This is a genomic window from Pseudomonas sp. S2_F07 (assembly GCF_054668325.1).
Genome location: NZ_CP162758.1, coordinates 612,035 through 637,362, shown reverse-complemented (window position 1 = coordinate 637,362; position 25,328 = coordinate 612,035). Strand labels below are relative to the sequence as shown.

At 60.9% G+C, this 25,328-nt stretch carries 19 protein-coding genes; 6 read left to right on the top strand and 13 right to left on the bottom strand.

What is annotated here, in order from left to right; translation table 11 throughout:
* Positions 1-31: 31 nt before the first annotated feature.
* The 4 genes from fdhE to fdnG are packed head-to-tail and all read right to left on the bottom strand — an operon-like array spanning position 32 to position 5,625.
* Positions 32-958 (bottom strand): formate dehydrogenase accessory protein FdhE, encoded by a 927-nt coding sequence (gene fdhE, locus AB4O40_RS02780; protein WP_056724795.1) that lies wholly within the window; start codon positions 956-958, stop codon positions 32-34.
* A gap of 3 nt (positions 959-961) precedes the next feature.
* Positions 962-1,627 (bottom strand): formate dehydrogenase subunit gamma, encoded by a 666-nt coding sequence (locus AB4O40_RS02775; RefSeq protein ID WP_056724793.1) that lies wholly within the window; start codon positions 1,625-1,627, stop codon positions 962-964.
* Entirely contained in the window at positions 1,624-2,559 is a 936-nt protein-coding gene (gene fdxH, locus AB4O40_RS02770; protein ID WP_056724791.1) for a formate dehydrogenase subunit beta, read from the bottom strand. Before fdxH ends, AB4O40_RS02775 begins: the two co-directional genes overlap by 4 nt.
* Entirely contained in the window at positions 2,560-5,625 is a 3,066-nt protein-coding gene (gene fdnG / locus AB4O40_RS02765) for a formate dehydrogenase-N subunit alpha (protein WP_223541220.1), read from the bottom strand.
* 243 nt (positions 5,626-5,868) lie between these two features.
* On the opposite strand from fdnG, the gene AB4O40_RS02760 reads away from it, so the two are divergent.
* Together AB4O40_RS02760 and AB4O40_RS02755 are read left to right on the top strand one after the other, a co-directional pair.
* A complete protein-coding gene (locus tag AB4O40_RS02760; protein WP_056724786.1) occupies positions 5,869-7,023 on the top strand; it encodes a MalY/PatB family protein in 1,155 nt (384 codons plus the stop codon).
* 114 nt (positions 7,024-7,137) lie between these two features.
* Complete coding sequence (locus AB4O40_RS02755) at positions 7,138-8,499, top strand: cation:proton antiporter (RefSeq protein WP_223541222.1); 1,362 nt, start codon at positions 7,138-7,140, stop codon at positions 8,497-8,499.
* Here the strand turns inward: AB4O40_RS02755 and AB4O40_RS02750 are convergent.
* Genes AB4O40_RS02750 through AB4O40_RS02740 form a run of 3 tightly spaced genes read right to left on the bottom strand, consistent with a single transcriptional unit; the run spans position 8,477 to position 14,362 of the window.
* The gene (locus AB4O40_RS02750) at positions 8,477-10,396 is read right to left on the bottom strand and encodes a hybrid sensor histidine kinase/response regulator (RefSeq protein WP_460056245.1); all 1,920 of its coding nucleotides are present in this window, start codon (positions 10,394-10,396) and stop codon (positions 8,477-8,479) included. The genes AB4O40_RS02755 and AB4O40_RS02750 overlap by 23 nt on opposite strands.
* A 13-nt stretch (positions 10,397-10,409) precedes the next feature.
* Complete coding sequence (locus tag AB4O40_RS02745) at positions 10,410-12,698, bottom strand: ATP-dependent DNA helicase (protein ID WP_460056247.1); 2,289 nt, start codon at positions 12,696-12,698, stop codon at positions 10,410-10,412.
* Positions 12,695-14,362, bottom strand: a complete 1,668-nt coding sequence (locus AB4O40_RS02740) for a VRR-NUC domain-containing protein (RefSeq protein ID WP_056724777.1) — start codon at positions 14,360-14,362, stop codon at positions 12,695-12,697. The genes AB4O40_RS02745 and AB4O40_RS02740 overlap by 4 nt, the downstream gene beginning before the upstream one ends.
* A 195-nt stretch (positions 14,363-14,557) precedes the next feature.
* Between AB4O40_RS02740 and AB4O40_RS02735 the strand changes: the two genes are divergently transcribed.
* Positions 14,558-14,782 carry a YgdI/YgdR family lipoprotein gene (locus AB4O40_RS02735; RefSeq protein ID WP_056724775.1) on the top strand — a complete coding sequence of 75 codons (225 nt, stop codon included), beginning with the start codon at positions 14,558-14,560 and terminating at the stop codon, positions 14,780-14,782.
* Positions 14,783-14,919: 137 nt separating this feature from the next.
* Positions 14,920-15,597, top strand: a complete 678-nt coding sequence (locus AB4O40_RS02730; RefSeq protein ID WP_056724773.1) for an MliC family protein — start codon at positions 14,920-14,922, stop codon at positions 15,595-15,597.
* 45 nt (positions 15,598-15,642) lie between these two features.
* Here the strand turns inward: AB4O40_RS02730 and AB4O40_RS02725 are convergent, their stop codons facing one another.
* The 4 genes from AB4O40_RS02725 to AB4O40_RS02710 form a co-directional block, all read right to left on the bottom strand.
* Positions 15,643-16,728, bottom strand: a complete 1,086-nt coding sequence (locus AB4O40_RS02725; protein WP_056724771.1) for a polyamine ABC transporter substrate-binding protein — start codon at positions 16,726-16,728, stop codon at positions 15,643-15,645.
* A gap of 74 nt (positions 16,729-16,802) precedes the next feature.
* Positions 16,803-17,144, bottom strand: a complete 342-nt coding sequence (locus tag AB4O40_RS02720) for a cupin domain-containing protein (protein ID WP_056724769.1) — start codon at positions 17,142-17,144, stop codon at positions 16,803-16,805.
* A gap of 28 nt (positions 17,145-17,172) precedes the next feature.
* Entirely contained in the window at positions 17,173-18,579 is a 1,407-nt protein-coding gene (locus tag AB4O40_RS02715) for an NAD(P)/FAD-dependent oxidoreductase (RefSeq protein WP_056724767.1), read from the bottom strand.
* 50 nt (positions 18,580-18,629) lie between these two features.
* On the bottom strand, positions 18,630-19,445 hold the full coding sequence (locus tag AB4O40_RS02710) for a helix-turn-helix domain-containing protein (RefSeq protein WP_223541226.1): 816 nt from the start codon (positions 19,443-19,445) through the stop codon (positions 18,630-18,632).
* A gap of 265 nt (positions 19,446-19,710) precedes the next feature.
* On the opposite strand from AB4O40_RS02710, the gene AB4O40_RS02705 reads away from it, so the two are divergent.
* A complete protein-coding gene (locus AB4O40_RS02705; protein ID WP_008050083.1) occupies positions 19,711-19,983 on the top strand; it encodes a DUF1652 domain-containing protein in 273 nt (90 codons plus the stop codon).
* A 60-nt stretch (positions 19,984-20,043) separates the two neighbouring features.
* Here the strand turns inward: AB4O40_RS02705 and AB4O40_RS02700 are convergent, their stop codons facing one another.
* Positions 20,044-22,518, bottom strand: coding sequence for a UvrD-helicase domain-containing protein (locus tag AB4O40_RS02700; RefSeq protein ID WP_409079025.1), 2,475 nt, complete (start codon positions 22,516-22,518; stop codon positions 20,044-20,046).
* A 279-nt stretch (positions 22,519-22,797) separates the two neighbouring features.
* On the opposite strand from AB4O40_RS02700, the gene AB4O40_RS02695 reads away from it, so the two are divergent.
* A complete protein-coding gene (locus tag AB4O40_RS02695) occupies positions 22,798-23,493 on the top strand; it encodes a pirin family protein (RefSeq protein WP_056724761.1) in 696 nt (231 codons plus the stop codon).
* A 79-nt stretch (positions 23,494-23,572) separates the two neighbouring features.
* Here AB4O40_RS02695 and pgm read toward each other — a convergent pair whose 3' ends face one another.
* Positions 23,573-25,219 (bottom strand): phosphoglucomutase (alpha-D-glucose-1,6-bisphosphate-dependent), encoded by a 1,647-nt coding sequence (gene pgm / locus AB4O40_RS02690; RefSeq protein ID WP_056724759.1) that lies wholly within the window; start codon positions 25,217-25,219, stop codon positions 23,573-23,575.
* Positions 25,220-25,328 lie beyond the last annotated feature (109 nt).

The window sequence follows — 25,328 nt, the reverse complement described above, 5'->3', positions numbered from 1 at the left end:
TGACCCTCGCGCCAGAGTGTAGACGCTGCGGTTACTCGTCTCCCGGCGCCAGCAACAGATTGGGTGCCAGACGCTGATAACCGTCCTGGGCCAGGCGCATGTCGAGCATCAGGCTGGACAGGTCGGCCGACAACGCTTCGGCGTGCGCATCGTTCTCCAGATAAAGCAACTTCAGATAGCTGTTGCAACCAGGGCAGACTTCGGCGCGCAACGGCGCCTGGTTGGCGGCATGGCGATCATCTTCAAGGCTGAGGTATTCCAGGCCCTTGCTCTGCTCGCAATACACGCACTTGACCCGCACCACATGCCACTCGCAGGCGCACAGCGAACAGACCAGGTAACGCAAACCGTTGTGCTTGCCGCGATGGCGGATGACCCCGGCCATGGCCGGCGAGCCACAGGCCGGGCACTGGCTGAGGCTGTCGCCGGCGGTCAGCGAGAGGTTTGGCGTACTCAACAGCCAGTGGCTCCAGGCCGTTTGCAGCGCCGCACCGAGAAACGGCACCAGCGCGGCCGGCACCAGCGAATACTGGCCGCTGACCAGTGCCACCGCCCAGGCACGACGCTGCCCGGCACCGGCCAGGCGCAAGCTGTCCACGGCATCGGCCACCGCGGATTGTGGCGGTGCGTTATAGCGCTGCAACAAGGCATCGAGGTAAAGCTGCCAATCGTCTTCGCGCGCCAGGCTATCGGCCGCGAACGGCGGCAAGCCATGTTGCTGGCACAACTCGATGCGTTGTCGGTCGAGGGGTTCGCTTGAGGGCGGGTCGTCCAGTACCTGTTGCTGCACCCGGCACAACCCGGCGATCAGGCGCAGGTAGTCGGCCAGCGGGTGCCCTTTGGCCAGCATTTCCAGGCGCTGGGCACGCAGGTTGAACAGGTTGGGCGGTGGCATGTACAGAAACGGCGGCGAACTGGCCGCCGCTTCGATTTCTCCAGGTTCCAGGATGGTTGGCAAAGGTCAGCCCTTTTTAGTGATCGGTCGCTCGGGCGCTTCGTCGCGGGTCTCATCTTGAGTCACTTGGCGATACCAGAGTTCGTGGTGTTTCCTGGCCCAGTCGCGGCTGACCCTGCCGTGCAACATGGCGCTGACCGAGCCCTTGATCCAGATGCCAGCATAGATGTGCACGATGATGCTCAGGATCAGCACAAAACCGGCCAGCGCATGCAGCAACATCGCCCAGCGTATCGCGGTGATGCCGAAATACTCGCTGAAGTACGCACGCCAGATCACCAGCCCGCTGAACAACAGCACCAGCATGCACAGCAGTAAAGTCCAGAACAGCAGCTTCTGCCCGGGGTTGTATTTGCCGATGGGCGGGACGCCCTCCTCCTCATTTTTCATCACCCGGTCGATGCGCCTTAGCCATAGGCGATCATTGGCGATGAAGTAGTTGGCGCGCCAGAAGCGCAACACCAGTGCGAGGAACAGCACGAACATCAGTATGCCCATGAACGGGTGCAGGATACGTGTCCATGGCCCGCCGCCGAACAGGTTGCTCAGCCAGAACAGCGCCGGGTGGAACAGCGCCAGCCCGGACAGCCCGGCCATGAGGAACAGAATCGCCACCAGCCAGTGATTGGTGCGCTGGTTGCTGGTGTAGCGCAGGATCGTCTTGTTGCTCATGGCCTGCCCTCCCCACGGGGATCGAAGGTGTGCACCGACGGGTCGACTTCATGCACGGCGGTGTCCGGCGGCTGCGGATGTTCATCCTCTTCGACGATCTGCGGGCCGACACGCACGTAGTGGAAGAACCCGGCCACCACCGCTGCGCCCATGGCCAGCAGCGCCAGGGGTTTGCTGATGCCTTTCCACAGCCCCACCAACGGACTGATCGCCGGGTGATCGGGCAAGCCGGCGTACAGCCTTGGCGTATCGGCGTGGTGCAACACGTACATCACGTGGGTACCGCCGACGCCTTCGGGGTCGTACAGGCCGGCGTTTTCAAAGCCCCGGCTCTTGAGGTCGACGATACGCTCGGCCGCATGTTCCTTCATGTCGTCCTTGGTACCGAACACGATGGCGCCGGTCGGGCAGGTTTTCACGCAGGCCGGTTCCAGCCCTACCGCGACCCGGTCCGAGCACAAGGTGCATTTGTAGGCCTTGTGATCCTTTTGCGAGATCCGTGGAATGTTGAACGGACACCCGGTGATGCAATAGCCGCAACCGATGCAATGATCCTGATCGAAATCGACGATGCCATTGGCGTGCTTGATGATCGCCCCCGGGCTGGGGCATGCCGCCAGGCAACCGGGTTCGGCGCAGTGCATGCAGCCATCCTTGCGGATCAACCATTCCAGGTTACCGGCGTCGGTCTCGTGCTCGGTGAAGCGCATCAACGTCCAGGTTTCGGCGGTGAGGTCCTGCGGGTTGTCGTAGGTGCCATGGTTGTGACCGACTTCGTCACGCAGTTCGTTCCATTCCGAACAGGCGACCTGGCAGGCCTTGCAGCCGATGCATTTGGTGGTGTCGATCAGCTTGGCGACTTCCTCCTGGTTGCGCACCGAAGGCGGGACTGTGGTGGTGGCCGAACGGGCGATGATGTCTTGGCTGGCCATTTAGACTTTCTCCACGTTGACCAGGAATGACTTGGATTCCGGGGTCTGGGTGTTGCCATCGCCGAGGAACGGCACCAGGGTGTTGGTCAGGTAGCCGTGGCGCGTGAGGCCGGTGAAGCCCCAGTGCAACGGAATGCCGATCTGGTGCACCACCTGGTTGTTGACCTGCAGCGGACGAATCCGCTTGGTCACCACCGCCACCGCTTCGATGAAACCGCGCTTGCTGCTGACCCGCACCCGGTCGCCGGCGACGATGCCTTTTTCCTTGGCCAGCACTTCACCGATCTCGACGAATTGCTCCGGTTGGGTAATCGCGTTGAGCTTGCAATGCTTGCTCCAGAAGTGGAAATGCTCGGTCAGCCGGTAACTGGTGGCGGCGTACGGGTAATCCTTGGCCACGCCGAGGGAATCCCACACCGAATCGAAGATCCGTGCCGCCGGGTTGCTGGTGGCTTTCTTGTTTTGCGGGTGCAGCGGGTTGATGCCGATCGGCGTCTCGAATGGCTCGTAGTGTTCGGGGAACGGGCCTTCGTTCATCTTGTCGACGGCGAAGAATCGCGCCACGCCCTCGGGGTTCATGATGAACGGATTCATCCCCGCTTCCGGCGGCACGTCGGCCTTGTAGTCCGGCACATCGGTGCCGCCCCAGGTTTTGCCGTTCCACCACACCAGGCGTTTTTTCGGATCCCACGGTTTGCCTTGCAGGTCCGCCGAGGCGCGGTTGTAGAGAATCCGCCGGTTGGCCGGCCAGGCCCAGGCCCAACCTTGATGCTGGTGCATGCCGTATGGGTCGTTGTTGTCGCGGCGGGCCATCTGGTTGCCCAGTTCGGTCCAGCTGCCACAGAAAATCCAGCAGCCGGACGCCGTGCTGCCGTCATCCTTGAGCTGGCCAAACCCGGCCAGTTGCGCATTGGCCTTGATCGCCGCGCCCGTGGCGTCGGTGAAGTCAGCAGTGGCGGAGCCGTTGATTTCCTTGGCCAGCTCTTCCGGCGAAGGTTCCTCGGGGATCTTGTACGGCCACGACAACTTGAGCATCGGATCGGGGTATTTGCCGCCATTGGCCTGGTAGCGCTGGCGCAGGCGCAGGAACAGCTCGCTCATGATGCGGATGTCGGTGCGCGCTTCGCCGGGGCCATCCGCGCCCTTCCAGTGCCATTGCAACCAGCGGCTGCTGTTGACCAGCGAACCGTCCTCTTCGGCAAAACAGGTGGTGGGCAGGCGAATGACTTCGGTCTGGATGTCGGCGCTGTTCACGTCATTGTACGGCCCGACCTTATGCCAGAACTCCGAGGTCTCGGTGGCCAGCGGATCCATCACCACCAGCCACTTCAACTTCGCCAATGCCACCATCACCCGGTTCTTGTCGGGTAATGCGGCAATGGGATTGAAGCCCTGGCACATGTAGCCGTTGACCTTGCCCTGGCCCATCAGGTCGAACACCTTGAGGATGTCGTACTGGGGAATATCCAGTTTCGGCAGGTAGTCGTAGGCCCAGTTGTTCTCGGCCGTGGCGTTGGCGCCGTACCAGGCTTTCATCAGGCTGACGTGGAATTTGCCGTAGTTCTGCCAGTAGGACAGTTGCCCCGGGCGCAACGGTTTTTGCGTGCGTTTGACGATGTAGGCGTTGTAATCCTGATCGGCATCGCCGGGCAGCGTGAGGTAGCCCGGCAATGAGTTGGACAACAAGCCCAAGTCCGTCAGCCCCTGGATGTTGGAATGCCCGCGCAAGGCATTCACGCCGCCGCCCGGCATACCGACGTTGCCCAGCAGCAGTTGCACCATCGCCGCGCTGCGAATCATCTGCGCGCCAGTCGAGTGCTGGGTCCAGCCCAGGGCATAGAGGATGGTCATGGTCTTGCCCGGCGTCGAGCAGGTGGCGATCTCCTCCCAGATTTTCTGCATGGCGTCGACCGGCATGCCGCAGATCTGGCTCGCCAGCTCCCTGGTGTAGCGGCTGTAATGCTGCTTCATCAATTGATAGACGCAACGTGGGTCCTGCAGGGTCGGGTCGACCTTGGCAAAACCGTCTTCACCAAGTTCATAGCCCCAGCCGGACTTGTCGGTGTAGAGACGCTTGGCCGCGTCGTAGCCGCTGAAAATCCCGTCCTCGAAGCCATAGCCGGCTTTGACGATGAACGACACGTCGGTGTAGTTGCGCACGTACTCGTGCTGGATCTTGTCCTCGGTCAGCAGGTAATTGATCAGCCCGCCCATGAAGGCAATGTCGGTGCCGGTGCGGATCGGCGCGTAATAGTCGGCCACCGAGGCGGTCCGGGTAAAACGCGGGTCGACCACGATCAGCCGCGCCTTGTTGTGCGCCTTGGCTTCGGTCACCCATTTGAAGCCGCACGGATGCGCTTCTGCTGCGTTGCCGCCCATCACCAGGACCAGGTTCGCATTGGCGATATCGGTCCAGGTATTGGTCATGGCACCACGGCCGTACGTCGGGGCAAGACTTGCCACCGTCGGGCCGTGTCAGACACGCGCCTGGTTATCGAACCCCAGCATGCCGAGACTGCGCACCACTTTGTGGGTGATGTAGCCGGCTTCGTTGGACGCCGCCGATGCCGCGAGGAAACCGGTGGTCAGCCAGCGGTTCACCGTTTGGCCCTGGGCGTTCTTCTCGATGAAGTTGGCGTCGCGGTCGGCCTTCATCAGGTCGGCGATGCGATCGAGGGCTTCATCCCAGGAGATGCGGGTCCATTCGGTGCTGCCGGGTTTGCGCACCTGCGGGTATTGCAGGCGACCGGGGCTGTGAATGAAGTCCAGCAGGCCCGCGCCTTTGGGGCACAGGGTGCCGCGGTTGACCGGGTGGTCGGCGTCACCTTCGATGTGGATGATGTTTTGCGCGACATTCTTCGCCGCATCGCCCTGGCTGTACATGATCAAGCCGCAACCGACCGAGCAATACGGACAGGTGTTGCGGGTTTCATGGGTGTGGGCGAGCTTGAAGTGACGCACCTGTTCGGCAAAGGCAACCGTCGGGGCCATGCCCAACGCGCCCAGGCTAGAGCCTGCAAGGCCGATACCGGCGACCTTGAAGAACTGACGACGGCTGAGATCCATCGTGCACTCCTGATCAGGTGGAACCCGGTACATGGCCGGGCCTTTTTGAACAACCACGGTCGCGGCAGCCTGGCTGCCGACACTTGAACTTTAGTCAATGCTGTCGAAATCACCATGACAGCCGACCGTCGGGCGATTCCCCGATGCGAGCTAAGGCACACAACCTGTGGGAGCAAGCTCGCTCCCACAGGGCTTGGCGTTTATCATGGTCAGCATTCCAACCCAGCTTTCATGAGACTACGCATGACTTTCGATTTTGATCAGGTGTTCGACCGCCACCACACCGGCAGTACCAAGTGGAGCCGCTACCCGGCCGACGTGTTGCCGATGTGGGTCGCCGACATGGACTTCGCCGCACCGCCGGTGATCATCCAGGCCCTGCAAAAACGACTGGAACACCCGATGGTCGGCTACAGCGTGGCCCAGGATGACCTGCGCGAGGCGATCGTCGCCGACCTCTGGAACAAATACGCCTGGCGCGTAGAACCCCAGGAGCTGATTTTCCTGCCGGGCGTCGAGTCCGGTTTCAACATGGCGCTCAAGGCACTGGTGCAGGCGCCACAGAATGTCGTGGTGCAGGTGCCGAACTACCCTCCGCTGCGCCATGCGCCCGGGCATTGGGGCCTGAACAAGGTCGAACTGAATTTCGATGCGCAAGCCGACGGCACCTATACCACGCCGCTGGACACCCTGAGCCAGTCGCTGCAAGGCGGTGGCGCGCTGCTGCTGAGCAACCCGCATAACCCGCTGGGCAAGGCCTTCCCCCGCGCAGAACTGCAAGCCATTGCCGACATTTGCCTTGAGCACGGTGCCTGGATCATTTCCGATGAGATCCACGCCGAGTTGTGCTTCGACGGCCGCCAGCACATTCCGATGGCGACCCTGAGCCCGCAAGTCGCCCAGCGCACCATCACGCTGATGTCGGCGAGCAAGGCCTACAACATCGCCGGCCTGAAGACCTCGTTCATGATCATCCAGGACCGCCACCTGCGTGAGAAGGTCAACCACGCCCGTTGCGGCATGGTCGACAGCGTCAACCCGCTGGGCATGGAAGCCACCCGCGTCGCCTACAGCGAAGCCGCGCCATGGCTGGCCGAGCTGAAGGTCTACCTGCAAGGCAACCGCGATTTCCTCGCCGAGGCCGTGCGCACCCGCCTGCCGGGCATCACCATGAACCTGCCGCAAAGCACCTACCTGGCATGGCTCGACTGCACGGCACTGGGGCTGGACAACCCGCAACAGTTCTTCCTCGAACAGGCCAAGGTCGGTTTGAGCGCGGGCCTGGACTTTGGCGATGACTGCAAGCAATTCGTGCGCCTGAACTTCGGCTGCCCACGGTCGTTGCTGGAAGAAGGCATATCGCGGATGGAGCGCAGCTTGCGCCATCTCAAGGGCTGATAACGTCCCCTGTGGGAGCAGGCTCGCTCCTACAGGTAATAATTGAACCGACGTAGCCCTCCAATGCTCAACAGCCTATAGCCCTGCACTGGCGGTTGTTTCGAGATCTGAGCCATGAGTTTCGTTGCCTGGGTGGCGGTGTTGGGCGCGGTGTTACTGACCCTGGCACTGACCTCGTCGTACCTGCGCTGGATGCCGGTCACCACTTCAGCGGTGTGCCTGGTCCTGGGCATCGCCATCGGGCCGGCGGGCCTGGGTTTGCTCAGGCTGGATATCGACGAGGCGGCCTTCTGGATCGAGCACCTGACGGAAGTCGCGGTGCTGTTTTCATTGTTTGTCTGCGGGCTCAAGCTGCGACCACCGCTTCGTGATCGCCAATGGCGAGTGGCATTCACCCTGGCGGGACCGGTGATGGTGCTGAGCATTGTCGGTGTCTGCCTGCTGCTGCATTTCGCTTTCGGACTGGGGTGGGGGCCGTCGCTGCTGATCGGGGCGATACTGGCGCCGACCGATCCGGTCCTGGCCTCTCTGGTTCAGGTCAATGACGCCAAGGATGATGACCCGGTGCGGTTCGGGCTCTCGGGCGAGGCAGGACTGAACGACGGCATCGCTTTCCCGTTCGTGATTTTGGGACTGTTGTTTTTGCAGCAAAACGGCAGCTTCGGCAGCGGCCTGGATGACTGGTTCTTCAAGCGTCTGTTGTGGGCCGTACCCGCTGGACTGCTGACCGGCTTCTGGATGGGACGCGGCATTGGTCACCTGACATTGGTCATGCGCATCAAGAATGACGACAGCACGTTCTCCCCCAATGACTACCTGGCCCTGGCCTTGATCGCACTGGCGTATGTCGCAGCCGAAACCATCGACGGCTACGGGTTTCTCTCGGTGTTTGCCGCCGGCCTGGGCTTGCGTCAGGCCGAGGTCAAGACCAGCGGCGGTGCCCATACACCGGCCGAACATCTGGTTCAAGCGGTGGTCGGTCATCAACATGTCGAACCCGAGGCGGCCGTGCTCGGCAATGTGGAGCACCTGCAAGACACGCAAGTCGCCGCCGGGATCATGATGGGCGACATGCTGTCGTTCGGCAGCCTGGTGGAACGGGCCATGGAAGTGTTTCTGGTGACCTTGCTCGGTATTGTGCTGATCTCGCACTGGGACTGGCGGGCGCTGCTGGTCGCGTTGGTGCTGTTCGCCGTGATTCGCCCGTTGAGTGTCTGGCTGATGCCTTGGGGTTCGTTGCTCAATGGCCCCCAGCGCTGGTTGATCGGCTGGTTCGGGATTCGCGGCATCGGGAGTTTCTACTACCTTTTCTACGCCTTGAACCACGATCTGTTGCCTTCGGTGGCAACCTTGTGTGCCGACCTGACGCTGTCGGTGGTGGCACTGAGCATACTGGTCCACGGCATCAGCACCCAGCCGATGCTGGCCCGCTATGAGCGGCACAACCGCCGTGTCACTTCATCGCCAGGGCAATGATTTCCACCAGGTGGAGTTGGGTATAGGGTTTCGACAAACGTGGCAGGCGCGCGGCAAAGCCTTCCAGCCGATCGGCATAACCGGTGGCGAGGATGATCGGCACGCTCGGTCGCAAGATACTGATGGCCTTGGCCAGTTGAGCACCACTCATCTGTGGCATGGCCATGTCGGTTATGACCAGGTCAATCTCCGGTTCACTGCTGAACAGTTCCAGCGCCCTGGCACCGCAAGCCGCACTGATGACCCGGTGCCCAAGGTCCTCTAGCAGCAGGCTGGTGCTGGTCAACACCAGGCTGTCATCGTCCACGACCAGTACACACAGGCCAGGCACCGACACGGCCACCGCTTCGGCGACCGGTTGCACCGCCGCACCACGGGTGGCGACCGGCAACCAGAGTTCGGCGGTCGTACCATGGTCTTTGCGGCTCTTGAGGATGAACCGTCCGCCCAGTTGTTCAATGAAACCGTGAACCATCGACAACCCCAGGCCCGTGCCTTTGCCGACGCCCTTGGTGGTAAAGAACGGGTCCATAGCCGAGGCCAGCGTGGCTTCATCCATGCCCTCGCCGGTATCGGTAATGTTCAGGCAGACATAGCGCCCCGCGGCCAGGAATGAGGTGCCGTTGTCGAGTACTTCCTCGGTCCTGGCACTGAAGGTAATGGTCCCGCCGTGGGGCATGGCGTCACGGGCATTGGTCGCCAGGTTCAGCACGGCCAGTTCCAGTTGATTGACGTCCGCCATCACCGGTTCAAGATCCTCGGGAAAACATGTTTCGATGTTCACCGAAGGCCCCAGGGAGCTACGCAAGAGCCCGGAAATGCCGTCCACCAAGGCTGGTATCCGCACCGGTTCCGACTTGAGCTCCTGACGTCGGGCAAACGCCAGCATGCGCTGGGTCAGGGAAACCCCGCGCAAGGCGCCTTGGGTGGCGTTGTCGATCAGGCGGGTTATTTTGGGATCGTCCGTCCCCCGTTTGCGCACGATTTCCAGATTGCCGAGGATCACCGTCAGCAGGTTGTTGAAGTCGTGGGCGATCCCGCCGCTGAGCTGACCGATGGCCTGCATTTTCTGCGCCTGGAACAGGGCCTCCCGGGTTTGCTCGAGCGCCTGCTGCGCCTGGGTGACTTCAGTGATGTCCCGGGTGATCTTGGCAAAACCGAGCAAGGTACCGGTGTCACCCCGGATCGGTTCGACAATCACATGGGCGAGGAACCGCGTACCGTCCTTGCGCACCCTCCAGCCCTTGTTTTCAAAGCGTCCTTCACGAACGGCGATGTCCAGCGCCCGTTGTGGCTCGCAGGCATCGCGATCTTCCGGGGTGTAGAACATCGAAAAATGCTGGCCAATGACCTCTTCCGGCAAATAGCCCTTGATGCGCTGGGCGCCCGGGTTCCAGTTGCTCACCCGTCCGTCCGGGGAAAGCATGTAGATCGCGTAGTCGGTAACGCTCTGCACCAGCAGGCGGAACTGCTGCTCGCTTTGCTTGAGGACTTCCTCGGCCATTTTGCGATCGGTCAGGTCCCGGGTGATCTTGGCGAAACCCAGCAATGTGCCCGACGGGTCGAGGATCGGATCGATGACCACATGGGACCAGAAGTGCGTGCCGTCCTTGCGCACCCGCCAGCCTTCCCCCTCGAAACGCCCTTCACGAATCGCCGTGTCCAGTGCCCGCTGGGGCAAGCCCGCACGGCGATCGTCATCGGTGTAGAAACGCGAGAAATGCTGGCCGAGGATTTCCACCTCCTCATAGCCCTTGAAACGCCTGGCGCCGGCGTTCCAGCTGGTAACGATGCCGTCCGGATCAAGCATGTAGATCGCATAGTCGATCACCGCATCGATCAATAGCCGAAAACGACCGTCTTCGATGGCACTGACCCCGGTCCGATCTTCGCTCATTGATCCCTCCGCCTCATGGTTTCACTGGAGTATGGGTCATACCGGGATTTTGGAAAGCCCACCAACGCGGCAGCAACTGCCTGACCTTGCTCTCGCCAAAACGGTCGTCGATCAACATCACCACCCCTTGATCCTGTTGCGTACGGATCACCCGCCCAGCAGCCTGCACCACCTTCTGCACACCAGGATAAAGATAGGTGTAGTCATGACCGGCACCGAAAATCGCGGCCATGCGTCGTTTCAGTTGCTCGTTCACCGGATTGAGCTGCGCCAGCCCCAGCGTGGCGATAAACGCGCCGATCAACCGGGCGCCGGGCAAATCGATGCCTTCACCGAAGGCCCCACCCAGTACCGCAAAGCCGACGCCCTGGCCGTCGGCGTGGAACTGCTCGAGAAACTGCTGGCGCTGCGCTTCGCCCATGCCTCGGGACTGCGACCACAGACTGATGTGCGGATGTTTCTCGGCCAGCAACTGCGCCACCTGCTGCAAATAATCGAAACTGCTGAAAAACGCCAGGTAGTTGCCGGGGCGCTCGCAGAACTGCCTGGCGATCAAGTCCACGATTGGTTCCAGAGACGCCTGGCGATGTACGAACCGCGTGGAGATCTGGTCGACGATGTGCACCTGCAGTTGATCGGCGTGAAACGGCGACTCGACATCGATGCACACGGTGTCCGCCGGTGTTCCCAGCAGATCGGCGTAATAGTGCCGGGGGCTGAGGGTCGCGGAAAACAGCACCGTGCTGCGCGCGGCGGTCAGGCGCGGGCGGATGAACCCGGCGGGGACCACATTGCGCAGGCACAGTTGCGAGAGGCTGCGCTGGCGCTCGAGGTCGCGCTTGCTGATGTCGAACAGGAACTGCTCATCGAACAGTTCGCCGACCCGGCAAAAATGCAGCATGTCGAAGTAAAACCCCTGCAGTGCGCTGTCCAGGCCCTGAGGGTGATCGTTGAGGTAGTCACCGATGCTGGCGCTGCACGATGACAGTGCCTGAAGGAGCTTTTCCGGCCCCTTGTCATAGGCCTGATAGGCGCCGGTTTGTGCGTTATGCAGGGCATTCCACTCGCGGTTGACCCGCTGCAGCGGTTTTTTCAGCACGTCGGGCGCGGTTTTGCGCACGCCGTTGAAGGTCGCCTGATCGAGGCTGGCGCTGTACATCTGCCGGCCCCGCTCCACCAGGTTATGGGCTTCGTCGACCAGCACAGCGACCTTCCAGTTGTTGGCCTGGGCCAGGCCGAACAGCAACGCGCTGAAATCGAAGTAATAGTTGTAGTCGGCAACCACCACGTCGGCCCAACGCGCCATTTCCTGGCTCAGGTAATACGGGCAGACATCGTGCGCCAGGGCAACCTCGCGCAAGGCGCTCTGGTTCAACAGGCTCAGTTGACTGGCCACCTGCCGTGCGGCGGGCAGGCGATCGTAGAAACCCCGGGCCAGTGGGCAGGACTCGCCGTGGCAGGCTTTGTCCGGGTGCTCGCAAGCCTTGTCCCGGGCGATGATCTCCAGCACCCGCAATGGGGGCGCATTGGCGCTGGAAAGAATCACTTGCGCGGCGTCCAGGGCCAGTTTCCGTCCCGGGGTTTTCGCCGTGAGGAAGAACACCTTGTCCAGTTGCTGCGGCGCCAGGGCCTTGAGCATGGGGAACAAGGTGCCCAGGGTCTTGCCGATGCCCGTAGGCGCCTGGGCCATCAGGCAGCGCCCGGTGCTGACGGCCTTGAACACCGATTCGGCCAGATGGCGCTGCCCTGGTCGAAAACCGGCATGGGGAAAGGCCAGGCCCTGGGCGGCCAGATTGCGCCCTTCACGATGGGCGACTTCCTGTTCGGCCCATTGCAGGAACAGCGCGCAATGCCGCTCGAAGAATTGTTGCAGCTCGATGGCGTCGAAAGGCTCGACCAGGCAGGTTTCCTTTTCGCTGACGATGTCGAAGTACACCAGAGCCAGATTGATCCGAGCCAGATCCAGTTTCCGGCACATCAACCAGCCATAGATTTTCACCTGGGCCCAATGCAATTGACGGTGGTTGGCCGGTTGCTTGCTCAAGTCGCCGCGGTAGGTCTTGACCTCTTCCAGGCAATTTTGCCCGGGGTCATAGCCATCCGCCCTGCCCTTGACCGTCAAGGTCTGATACTGGCCCTCAAGGGCGACTTCGCTTTGGTAGCCCTCGCTGCGCCGGGAGGCCACCGTACGGTGACCGACGATACCTTCCTGTGCGGTCGGTGACGGAGTGAAGCGCAGGTCGAGGTCGCCGACCTTGGCGGTGAACTCGCACAGCGCCCGCACCGCAATGCTGTAGCTCAATCGCCCTGCTCCGTCCATTGCACATGGCACACGGCAATGGGCATCTGGTGTTCGTGACAGAATTCCAGCCAGCGCAACTGGTTGTCCTGCAGGCGATCGCCCGGGCCTTTGACTTCGATCATGCGGTAGGTCTTTTGCTGCGGCCAGAACTGGATCAGGTCCGGCATGCCGGCGCGATTGGCCTTGATGTCCAGCAAGAGGCGGTTGAACCAGTGCTTGAGGTGCTCGGCCGGGAGGCAATCGAGGGCTTGTTCCAGCAACTCTTCGCTGAGCACGCTCCAGAACACGAACGGCGACTGCACGCCCCACTTGGCGGCATAACGTTCGCGAATGGTCTGCCGGTAGCGCCCGTCGTCAAGTTCGGCCAGGCACGCCTGAAACAGTTCGGCCCGGCGGACCTGGAAGTCTTCGCTGAGCAGATCCACCGGCCCGCGCTGGAATGGGTGAAAAAACGCCCCCGGCAACGGCGCGAAGATCGCTGGCCAACACAGCAGGCCAAACAGTGAATTGACCAGGCTGTTTTCCACATAGTGCACCGGTGCCGACTCTTGCCCCAGATGCGCCTGAACGTAGAACTCCACCGATAACGCCGGGTCTGTCCTGGGCAATTGCAGGTCCAGACGCTGCATTGCCCGAGGCGCTGCCCGCTTGATGGGCGGCCCGCCGAGCTTGCGCCGCAGGCGTGGCAGCACACGCAGCAGCTGCTGGAGTTCGGCTGCGCTTTCCGGTGCCTGTTCGGCCTGCTCGGCCAGGTCCATGGCCTGCTCAAACTGACCGCTGCGTTCCAGCACGCGAATGATCCGCGCCCGCGCACCCGGATAAGCGCATTCGCGGTACAGGCTCAGGGCCATGGAGAAATCCGCGATGCGTTCGCAGTACTGGGCCATCTGGAACAACAGCTTGCCGCGCCGGCGTTGCAACCACGGATTATCCAGCGCCAGGCCCTTGATTCGCTCGGCCACCTCTTCCAGCGCTTCACCGGCTTCGAATTGTTGCTGGTACGCGTGCAGGAGGACGCAGGCATCCACGTCTTCGCGGCTGCGCAAGCCACGGGACTCGGCGCAGAATTCGACTTTTTCGTAGGTGTAGATACCGAGGTCCGCCAGCACGAACTCCGACCAGTCCTGATACAGGTTGCCGAAAAACATCAGGCGCAGGCGATCGCACAATTGCATGATGGTCAGGCTGAACAGGCGCTCGTCCAGGGTCGGGCACCAGTCGTTGAAGCTTTTTACCTGGGGAAACTGCTCGCACAGCGCTGGCAACCAATCGGCTTTCTTGCCTTTGGGTTGATCGATTGCCGGGCCAAAGGCCTGGAGGATTTCACCCTTGAGCAGCACCTCGAACAGTGCTTCGACCGTCAACGGCATTCGCTCATCGACCCAACCGAGCGCTAACAGCGGCCCGACGGCGCTGCCGGTATCGCCGATTTCCTCGTAATGCAGTTTGCTCACCCTGAAATGAACGCCCTTGCGCATGACCATTCTGACCAGCAGTGCCTGCGATTCACGGGGCAACCGCTTAAACTGATTAATGAAACGCAGTTCGTCGACGCTCAGCACATCGGCAAAGCGCTGCTCAAGCCAATCAAGCACTTGCATGAAGTTGTTCAAGTAGTAGAACGGGTCGTCGAGGGGATTTGCGGTCACTGGAAAATGGGCCATGTCGAGGGGTACTGGTTATGCATACAGATACCAGTTCCACGCCGCGTGGCGCAATCGGAAAAGGATAAATGGCGGCGCTGTACGGAATTTTCCCCGGGCAGTAGAACTTTCTGCCCCCTGGCGGCACCAACCGCCATACAGATGCAGTGACAGCCTCGGGCTGATGGCGCTGCTTTAAACGAACGGGAGGTGATCATGGACATCAAGACATTGGGCTTGCCCCTGGCTGCAGCGGCCCTGCTGGCGCTGGCCGGTTGCTCGACGCCAACGGTGGTGACGCTGCAGAACGGCACTCAATACCTGACCAAGGACATGCCGAAGACCAAAACCAAGGACGGGTTCTTTGAGTTTGAGGACATTTCCGGAGCGATGGTGAAAGTCAGGGCCGATGAAGTGGCGACGATTCGTGAGGAAGACTGACGTTTCTCCTGGCACGATGTGGCAGGTTTCGAGCACTGCTTTACACTCGATAGACCCCGTGCGACCGAATGACTGTGCAGCGCTTCGACACAGGCGTTGCAATACGGGCTTCACGCAAAGACTCAGGTGACGCCGAAATGAAAATGGTCATGCCACTTCTGGCCTCTGTGCTCGCCGTCAGCACGTGCGTGACGGCGAGCCTGTGTGATGCCGCCACAAAGGCAAAACCAAAGCCAAGGCCCTTGCCAACGTACAAAACCAGTTTCGATTGCGCCAATCCCCAGGCCTCCGCCGAAAGGCTTATCTGTCATGACGCCCAACTGGCGAGCATGGATCTGGAACTCAATCGCCTTTATCTCCTGGCACTCTCTGACGACCATTCAGTGCCGCGCCCGAATAAAGTCGAGATTGATCAGCGATTCTGGATTGAGTCACGCAACCAGTGTGGTGGCGGGCCGCAAGACAAGGCGTGCGTCATCCGAAGTTATGCCGAGCGTGCGTTCCAACTGCGCCAGGGTTCGGCCATTGCGCGAACCAAGGACCCCAGCAGGCTCACCGAAGGGCCGTTGGCTTATCGTTGCGCGGGGTTTAACGCATTGGTTGCCGCGACCTTCTTTACGGTCGAACCGGGCGTGGTGCTCCTTAAATGGGCCAACACCTCGGTGACCTTGAACCAGGTGCCGAACAATTCCGGAACCCAGTACACGGGCAAGGACTACAAAGGCAGCTACAGCTTCTGGCAACTCGGCGATGACGTGTTTTTCCAGATACCCGGCTCAGGCCAGATGAGTTGCGCAGCCGAGCCGGTCAGCTGATAAGGGTGGCAACGGGACGTCCTGTCCCGAATGCCTGACCAGGTTTCAGCTGCCGGTGCGAATCTTGTTCCACACTCGTGTGCGAATCCGGTCGATATTTAACGGCATGGCTTCCAGGGCAAACAGCTTGCCCATCATTTCCGGACTTGGGTACACCTTGGTGTCGTTCTTGATGGCCGGGTCGATGAGGCTGTCGGCCTGTTCATTGCCATTGGCGTAATGCACATGGTTACTGATGCCGGCCATGACGTCCGGGCGCAGCAGGTAGTTCATGAAGGCGTAACCGGCCTTTTCATCCGGGGCATCGACCGGCATGGCAACCATGTCGAACCAGATCGCGGCGCCCTCCTTGGGAATCGAATAGCCGATGTCGATACCATTCCTGGCTTCCCTGGCGCGGTTCTCCGCCTGCAGGATGTCACCGGAGAAGCCGACCGCGACGCAGATATCGCCATTGGCCAGGTCGCTGGTGTACTTGGACGAGTGGAAGTAGCTGACATACGGCCGCACCTTCATCAGCAGGGCTTCGGCCTTCTTGTAGTCTTCCGGGTTCTTGCTGTGATGGGGCAGCCCGAGGTAGTTCAACGCCGCCGGTAGCAGCTCCGGACCGTTGTCGAGGATGGCCACCCCGCACTTCTGCAACTTCTGCATGTTCTCGGGCTTGAAAATCAGGTCCCAGGAGTCCACCGGGGCGTTGTCCCCCAGCACGGCCTTGACCTTGGCGATGTTGTAACCGATGCCGGTGCTGCCCCACAGGTACGGGAAGCCATGCTCGTTGCCCGGATCGTTGGTCTGCAACGCCTTGAGCAACACAGGGTTGAGGTTCTTCCAGTTCGGCAGCTGACTCTTGTCGAGTTTCTTCAGCGCGCCGCCTTCAATCTGCCGGGCCATGAAGTGGTTGGACGGGAACACCACGTCGTAGCCGGATTTGCCGGTCATCAACTTGCCATCGAGGGTTTCGTTGCTGTCATAGACGTCATAGGTGACGTCGATGCCGGTTTCTTTCTGGAAGTTTTTCGTGGTGTCTGGCGCGATGTAATCCGACCAGTTGTAGATCTTGACGGTTTCGGCGGCCTGGCTGATCGATGCCACGAGCATCAGCGGGGCCAGGGTCAGTGTCTTTCGGATCATGGGTCGATTCCTGTAGTTTTTTTTGTTGGCAGGCAATCAAAGGATCAGCTTTCAAATTTCAAAGAATTGAAAACTCAAAAAATCAGCACGTAGGTCTTGCGCACGGTTTGCTGGATGTCCCAGATGCCCAGGCTGTTGGCCGGCAACATCAGTGCGTCGCCGGCTTCTATGTGCAGGGGCTCGCCGCCGTCCGGGGTGAAGGTGCAGCGGCCCTGGATGAAGTGACAGAATTCCTGGGCGACGATCTGCCGCCGCCAGCGCCCCGGGGTGCACTCCCAGACGCCGGTCTCGACGCCGTCGTCGCGTTCGACGCTGGTGGTCGACGCCACGGCCACGGTGGTGCCCAGGGGCACGGCGACCGGATTGGATTCGTCCAGTTTCAGGGTTGCGGTGTTCTTGAACTGCGTGATGCTCATGGGAATACCTGTCGATGTAGAAGCGCGTTTAGTGCATGAAACCTTCCATGAAACCGGCGACCCCGCTGGCCAGCTTGCGCCGCCAGGGCGCAGTGGCCGGGTTGGCCAGGGTCTGGTCTTCATGGACAAAGCTGCGGATGATCGCGTTGTAGCCGAGCCAGCGGATTGGCTCCGGCTCCCAGGCCCGCAGTGCGTCGAGGCCGCGCTGGGGGATGACCCACGGCTGGCGCACCAGTTCGGTGTCGCGCCCCAGGATCAGGTCAGCCAGCGTGCGGCCCCCCAGGTTGCTGGCGCCAACGCCCTCCCCGCCATAACCGCCAGACAGGGCAATGCCGTTGGCCCGGTCGCAAAGCATGTGCGGCTGGAAATGCCGGGACATGCCCAGGTTGCCGCCCCAGGAATGGGTGATCTGCACGTTCTTCAACTGCGGGAACAGTTCGCCGAACAGGTAGCGCCGCAGCTGTATTTCGTCAGCGGTCAGGTCGAAGTCGTGGCGCAGCTTGCCGGCGAACTGGTAGCCGCCACGGGCGCCAAAAATCAGTCGGTTGTCAGCGGTGCGTTGACCGTAGGTGACCTGGCGACTGGCCTCGCTGAACGCCTGGCCGCGACTCAGGCCGATTTCGTCCCAGGTGGCCGCGGGCAATGGCTCGGTCGCGACAATCAGGCTCTGCACCGGCATCTGGTAACGCCCCAATGGCGGCAGCGTCACGGAGTAGCCTTCCACCGCCGGCACCACCCAGCGACTGTGCACCGAAGCTTTCGCCGTGCGCAGGCTGCCGGACTGCCAATGGGTGACCGGGCTGTTTTCGTAGATTCTGACGCCCAGCCGCTCCACCGCCCGGGCCAGCCCCCGTACCAGCCTGGCCGGGTGGATGGTCGCCACGTGCGGCGCGTAGATGCCGCCGTAAGGTTTCGCGACGCGGATCTGTTGCGCCAGTTGCTCCGGGCTCAACCAGCGATAGTGGCTGTCGTTGAGGCCCTGGCGGTGGAGATCGTCCAGGTAATGACGCAGGCTGGCCTCCTGCTCCGGATAGCGTGCGGCGCAATACAGCACCCCGCCTTTACGGTAATCGCAGTCGATCCCCTCTCGTTCGAGGACAATTTCCACTTCATCCGGAATGCTGTGCAGCAAATCGTAGGAGGCACGTCGTTCTTCGGCTGAGAGATTGGCCAGCAGGCGATCCTCCCCCAGCAAATTACCCATCAGCCAGCCACCATTGCGCCCCGACGCGCCGAAACCGGCGGTTTGCGCTTCGACAATGGCGATGTTCAGGTCTGGTTTGTGCTGCTTGAGGTAGTACGCGGTCCAGAGCCCGGTGTAGCCCGCGCCGATGATCGCGACGTCGACATCCAGGTCCCGCTCCAGCGCCGGACGCGCCAACAGCGGCTCGTCGAGCTGGTCCATCCACAAACTGATAGTGCGCCACGCCGGCATGCAAGACTCCGCCACTCAAACTTCGATGGCGTCGATCCTAGTGCGTGGGCTCAGGCGCTGTCTTGCGCGCGTGCACGCAAAGAAATTTGTTTGACGTAAGCCTTGGGTGACTGGCCGGTATGCTGGCGGAAACAGCTGTAGAACGCCGACAGCGAATTGAATCCGGCAGCGAAGGCCAGTTCATCGATGCGCACTGGCGGTGTGGCGGCATCCAGCGCCGCAAGCAAATGTTGCAGGCGTGCCTGGTTGACGTAGCGGTAGAAGCTCTGGCCCAGCACCTGGTTCAACAGGTAGGAAATCTGGTTGCGGCTGTAGCCACACTCCTTCGCCACCCGTTGCAGATCGAGATCCGGGTCCAGATATGGCTGTTGACCCTGGAAATACTGCTGCAGGTCATCGGCCATGAAGCTCAACTGGCGCGGCGACAGGCCGAGCCGGCTGACCGCCGGGCGATGGTTGCCGGACGTTTTACTGCCGGGTTGTTCATGCACCAATGAAGCATATTCATTGACCCGCCAGATCAGCCCGTCCTTGACGGTGATCGCTTCGCTGGCGCGGAACGACACCAACCCTTCACCGCCGCGCAGGGTGATGCGGTACTGAATGAACGCGGTATTGCCGTCCAGTCGAATGCGGTCGGAATGCTCCAGCGCCTCATCCGGGTCCCGGGGCATGCTGCTGCGTACGTACTCGCGCAATTCAGCCAGGCCCATGAGCTTGTTCTGGAAGAAATCGTTGTACTGGACCTCAGGGTGATAAAGCGCCATGACGCCGTCCAGATCCCGGTGCTTCCAGCGCAAGTGATAGCGCATGACCGTCTCGCCCGTGGCCTGGGTTTGCAGCGGGCCATCATCATCGGCGTGCATTGAACATCTCGACGAAAAAACACCGAGCTTGCCCAACTTGCGCTTTGTCTTCAACGACTAACCGATGATGGCAGGCGCCCGCAAATGGCCGACAAGCGTGAGCTGGATCAAAAAAAACGTTGGCAATCGCCAAACGACCTGAAAAATCCACAATATTTTCACAACCGGATGCTACTTTTAAAACCTGTCACTGGTTGAACCAATGAAGGTTCTTCCCTCCTACCATGAGCTAAAGGAAGCGCTCGATAATGAAGGTGGGCAACACATGAATAAAGGGTTCAGCAAAGTCACGTTTCCAAACGCCTGCCAGCTGATGCGCTGGCATTTTCATCCCATGGGTTTCGAGGCGAGCATGGACGCGCCGGGCAGCATGATTGCCCGTCTGTTTGATCGTGCCACTGGCGAGACCATGATCGCCATTGCCGGCATTCCGTGCGCCACCGTCATGAATGCCGCGGATGTAGAGCGAATAATCGAAGCGGTGGAGGATGAACTTGAAGCTTTCGTACCACCACAAGCCCTCAGAAGTTATGCCTGAAGGCTGAACACCCACAAAAAAGCCCACGTCAGGTGGGCTTTTTTGTGGGTGAACAATCGCTCAAGTAGAAGCTTTGCCCTGCCGATGGTCGACAAAGAACGCCTTGCCCTTGCCGATCCGGTCGGAAGCCTTGGGCATGTTCGCGGCCTGGGTGTCTTGTGCGTCAACGTACCAGTAGCAATGGCTGACGGCGCGGGTAATCCCTACATAGGCCAGCCGCAGGATCTCGTCCTTCTGGGCGTTGTCGTAGGGTTCGCTGTCACCTGCCTTGCCCAGGCCCGCCATGCGGTAAACCTGATTCTTGTAAGGCGAGCTGGTCAGGTGCTGGCAATCGCCCAGCAAAAACACCGCATCGGCCTGGAGGCCCTTGGCACTGTGATAGGTCAGTTGCTTGAGCCTGCGAGCCTCATACGGCAAGCTAGAATCAACATTAACTACAGACTGAATGTGCTCTTCTATCAATAACTTATCGCTGCTTTTTCGATAAAGCATCAAGATCGAATCGCCCTTTCGGTAATGCTCCATCAGGCGTTGGGCCATGCCTTGGTCATCACGATCGTGGACGTTCACCGGCAGCAACGCCTTGGGTTCGCCGCTGGCCTTGGCTTTCTTCCCGGCAATCGCCGGTGCTGCACGCACGATGTGCTCGGCGGCATCGATGATGTGTTGGTGGCTGCGGTAGTTGTCGCTGAGCATGACCTTGGTGGTGCTCGGCGACGGAAACTCCTTGTTGAACTCCATGAAGTAGCTCGGCGAACTGCCGCGCCACCCGTAGATGGACTGCCAGTCATCGCCCACACACAGCAGCGAGGAGCGCTGGGCGCCGCGCCCGACGTGCATGGCCGGCCCGCGACTGCGGATCTCTGCCAGGCTGGCCCTGATCCAGGAGACGATCTGCGGCGAGACATCCTGGAATTCATCGATCATCAGGTGCGACAGCGGCCGCAGCAGCTCATCGCCGAGCAGCTTGAGGTTCTCCGGCGAATGCTCGCTGAACAGGGCGAACATCCGGTTGTAGGTCATGATCGGCGGCTTCTGATCCAGCAAGTGATCTTCCAGCGCCCGCCAATAAAGGCTCAAGGCTTCGAAGAAGAACCGGTCGGGATCGTCCTTGGCGAAACTCATCTGGCCTACCGCGCTCGGCACATCCAGCCCGAGGTTTTCGATGAACCCGGCGGCGGCGACAAAGCAATCGAGCAGCGGCGCGGAAGCGAGCTCGCCCTTGACCTTGTAATCGAAGCCCGGCCCGGCGCTGGCATCGCCGGCAAGCGAGGCCAGAACACGTCTGGATGATTCGTAACTATCTAGCCATATCAAAGGCTTACGACAGAAAGCTTGAAACAGGGTGCGCTTTACTGCCCACTCTGCGCGCACCGTCAGCTTGGCGTTCGGTCGCGTAACCTGCGGGTTTTCCCGAGGATCGAACCCCAGCACCACCCAGGCATCCAGGGACGGGATGTGGCCGTGGCAATGGAATGTCGAACCGTTGATATCGAACGACTGGCGATTCGGTTCAATGCCCTTGATCGGCCAGGCACCGGCGCGAAACCACAGGTCCTCGATGGCATCGCACAGTTCTTCATCGCGTTTGGCCGCCAGTTCGGTAACCCCCATGCGTTTCTGCACATCGGGGTGATCGCGCTCCAGTTCCTTGAGTTGCAGGGCATGCCGGGACAGTGGCTTGATCAACTCGCGAAAACGCTCATCGACACTGTGCAGGCGGTGATAGCAGGCGTTGAGCTGTTGGCGTTGAGCGTCGTTGATGCGCAGATCGAACGGATTGCTGTCGGCCTCCTCATCGCCCTGTGCGGCCCGCAGGCTGAGGTTCTCGAAAGCCTGCAAACGCTCGAAACCCGCAAGGCTGCGCACCATCGGCAGGATCCGCGAGTGAAAGGTGCGTACCAGATCACGTGCCTCCTTGAAACTGATCGCGCGGCCCCAGAGCGCAAACAGTTCGATCAGCTTGTTGATGAAGTCCTTGCGCGACTCGCGGGTGAAGGTCACCACCGTCATCGAACTCAGTTCAAAGCCCAGGTAGTGGGTCAACAGCAGGATTCGCAGCACCAACGTGGTCGATTTGCCAGCACCGGCACCCGCGATCACCGAGGTGGACGGCGTATCGCTGAAGATCATTTTCCACTGTGCGGCGCTGGGCTGGGCATGGGCCGGCAACAAGCGGGCGACATCGGCCTTCATGCGCTTCTTCAACTCGGCGCTCAACGGCAGGCGCCAATCGTCGAACAACAGGTCATCGACATTCGGCGGTCGGTGTTCAGTGCAGCGCGAGTCGCGGATCAGCAGGACCTGCCGACCCTCTTCCAGCCCTTCGAGCTTGCCTTCCTTGTAGCCGTAATCGACCCCGGCGCTGTGACCGCTGCGAAAACCGTCGGCCTGGCCATGCAGCCACGACGCACGATGCTGCGCGTGCAGGCGGGTCAGACTGTAGCCGAAGAATCGGGCGAGCAATCGCTTGATCAGCGGCATCTCGGCCAGGGGGCGAAGTTCAGGCGGAAGATCTGGGGTGTGTTGCGGCACGCGGACTGACTCCAGGGTGTGAGGCTGTTGGGCGCTATGGTGTCTGCATTTGCCGTCGAGTTCTAGTCAATTGCTTATGTCTCATTGGCTTATGCGATGAAGTGAAAGCTGGATGACAAAATTTCGAGCTCGTTTTATATCAATCCATTCGATGGGAATGCTGCATTTTTTACGCTTTTTATCGATTGTTACCTGTTGGATGATGGCCGTCATCACTCACCGGTCTCGCTTCGTGGCTCAGGCACCTGGCCCCATGACGAACCTTTCCTGGAGACGATCATGCTTGAACTCAGACCCTTCAACTCCCTCGGCGGCGCTCACCACGGCTGGCTGGATGCCCACCATCATTTTTCGTTCGCCGAATACTACGATGCCAAGCGCATGAACTGGGGCAACCTGCGGGTCTGGAACGACGACGTGATCGCCCCGGGCACCGGTTTCCCGCAACACTCGCACCGCGACATGGAAATCATCACCTATGTCCGCGAAGGCGCCATTACCCACCAGGACAACCTTGGCAACAAGGGCCGCACCGAAGCCGGTGACGTCCAGGTCATGAGTGCCGGCACCGGGATCGCCCACAGCGAGTACAACCTGGAAGCGACGCCGACCCGGATTTTCCAGATCTGGATCATCCCGAACGAGTCCGGCCTGGCGCCGTCCTGGGGCGCCAAGCCGTTCCCGAAAGGCGACCGCGAAGGCTTTGTCACCCTGGCCAGCGGCAAGGAAGGCGACGACCAGAGCCTGCGTATTCGCGCCGATGCCCGGCTGGTAGCGGCCAATCTGAAGGCCGGTGAGTCTGCCGAATACCCGCTGGACAAGGGGCGTCGTGCGTACCTGGTGCCGGCTACCGGGATCATTGAAGTCAATGGCTTGCGTGTACAAGCTCGAGACGGTGTAGCGGTTGCCGATGAGCAAGTGCTGCGGGTGACGGCCATCGAGGACAGCGAGATTGTTCTGGTGGATCTGGCCTGATTCGGTAAATGCCGGGCGGCACAAAAAAAGGGGCGGCCGTGAATGGTCGCCCCTTTTTAGTTGCTGCAGGGTTGTGTGTTTATTTCGCGGAAATGGCACCATCGACCAGCGTTTGCGCCTCGGCCACCAGTTGCTTGAGGTGGTCGTCGCTGACAAAACTTTCGGCGTAGATCTTGTAGATGTCTTCCGTGCCCGACGGACGTGCCGCGAACCAACCGTTCTCGGTCATGACCTTGAGGCCGCCAATGGCCTGGTCATTGCCCGGTGCGTGGCTGAGGATGCTCTGGATCGGCTCGCCGGCCAGCTGGGTCGAGGTGACCTGTTGCGGCGAGAGTTTGCTCAACAGCGCCTTCTGCTCCGGATTGGCCTTGGCGTCGACCCGTACCGAGAACGGCTCACCCAGTTCGTCGGTCAAGGCACGGTACGCCCGGCTCGGGTCGCGACCGGTGCGGGCGGTCATCTCGGCGGCCAGCAAGGCCGGAATCAAACCGTCCTTGTCGGTGCTCCAGACGCCGCCGTCCTTGCGCAGGAACGAGGCACCGGCGCTTTCTTCACCGCCGAAACCCAGGGAACCGTCAAACAGACCATCGGCAAACCATTTGAAACCGACCGGCACTTCGTACAGGCGACGACCCAGGCGCTTGGCCACGCGATCGATCAGGCCGCTGCTGACCACCGTTTTACCTACTGCAGCATCGGCGCGCCATTGCGGACGGTTCTGGAACAGGTAGTCGATGGCCACGGCGAGGTAGTTGTTCGGCGCCAGCAAGCCACCGGACGGGGTGACGATGCCATGGCGGTCGTGGTCCGGATCGCAGGCAAACGCCACATCGAAGCGTTCTTTCAGGCCGATCAGGCCTTGCATGGCGTGGCTGGACGATGGGTCCATGCGGATCTGGCCATCCCAGTCGACAGTCATGAAGCGGAAGGTCGGGTCGACCTCTTTGTTCACCACGTCCAGGTCCAGGCGGTAATGCTCGGCAATCGCCGACCAGTAGCGCACCCCTGCTCCACCCAGCGGATCGACACCCAGGCGCAGCTTGGCGTCGCGGATGGCGTCGAAGTCGATCACGTTGATCAGGTCGGCGACATAGGTGTTGAGGTAATCGTGGCGATGGGTGGTGCCGGCCTTCAGTGCCTGCTCGTAGCTGATGCGCTTGACGCCAGCGAGCTTGTTGGCCAGCAGTTCGTTGGCCTTGGCTTCGATCCACTTGGTGATGTGGGTATCGGCCGGGCCACCGTTGGTTGGATTGTACTTATAGCCACCGCTTTGCGGCGGGTTGTGGGACGGCGTGATGACAATGCCGTCGGCCAGGCCGCTGGTGCGTCCGCGGTTGTAGCAGAGAATCGCATGGGAAATGGCCGGTGTCGGCGTGTACTCGTCACCTTCGGCGATCATTACAGTCACGCCATTGGCCGCCAGTACTTCGAGGGCGCTGGCGCCGGCCGGCGTGGACAGCGCGTGGGTGTCGATGCCGACAAACAGCGGGCCGTCGATGCCTTGAGCTTCGCGGTACAGGCAGATCGCCTGACTGATCGCCAGCACGTGCCATTCGTTGAAACTCAAGTCGAACGAGCTGCCCCGGTGCCCGGACGTGCCGAAGGCAACGCGCTGGGTCGAAATCGCGGCATCAGGCTGGCCGGTGTAATAGGCCGTTACCAGTCGCGGGATGTCGACCAACAATTGTGCCGGTGCCGGTTTACCCGCAAAAGGACTGAGTGTCATGCAAAACCTCTGGAATAGAGTGGTTCAGGAGATGGGTCGCAGTTTACTGGCAGTTGGACCGCAAGGCGATGGAATCGATCCAACACAGTGGCGGTTGTTATTTTTTGTC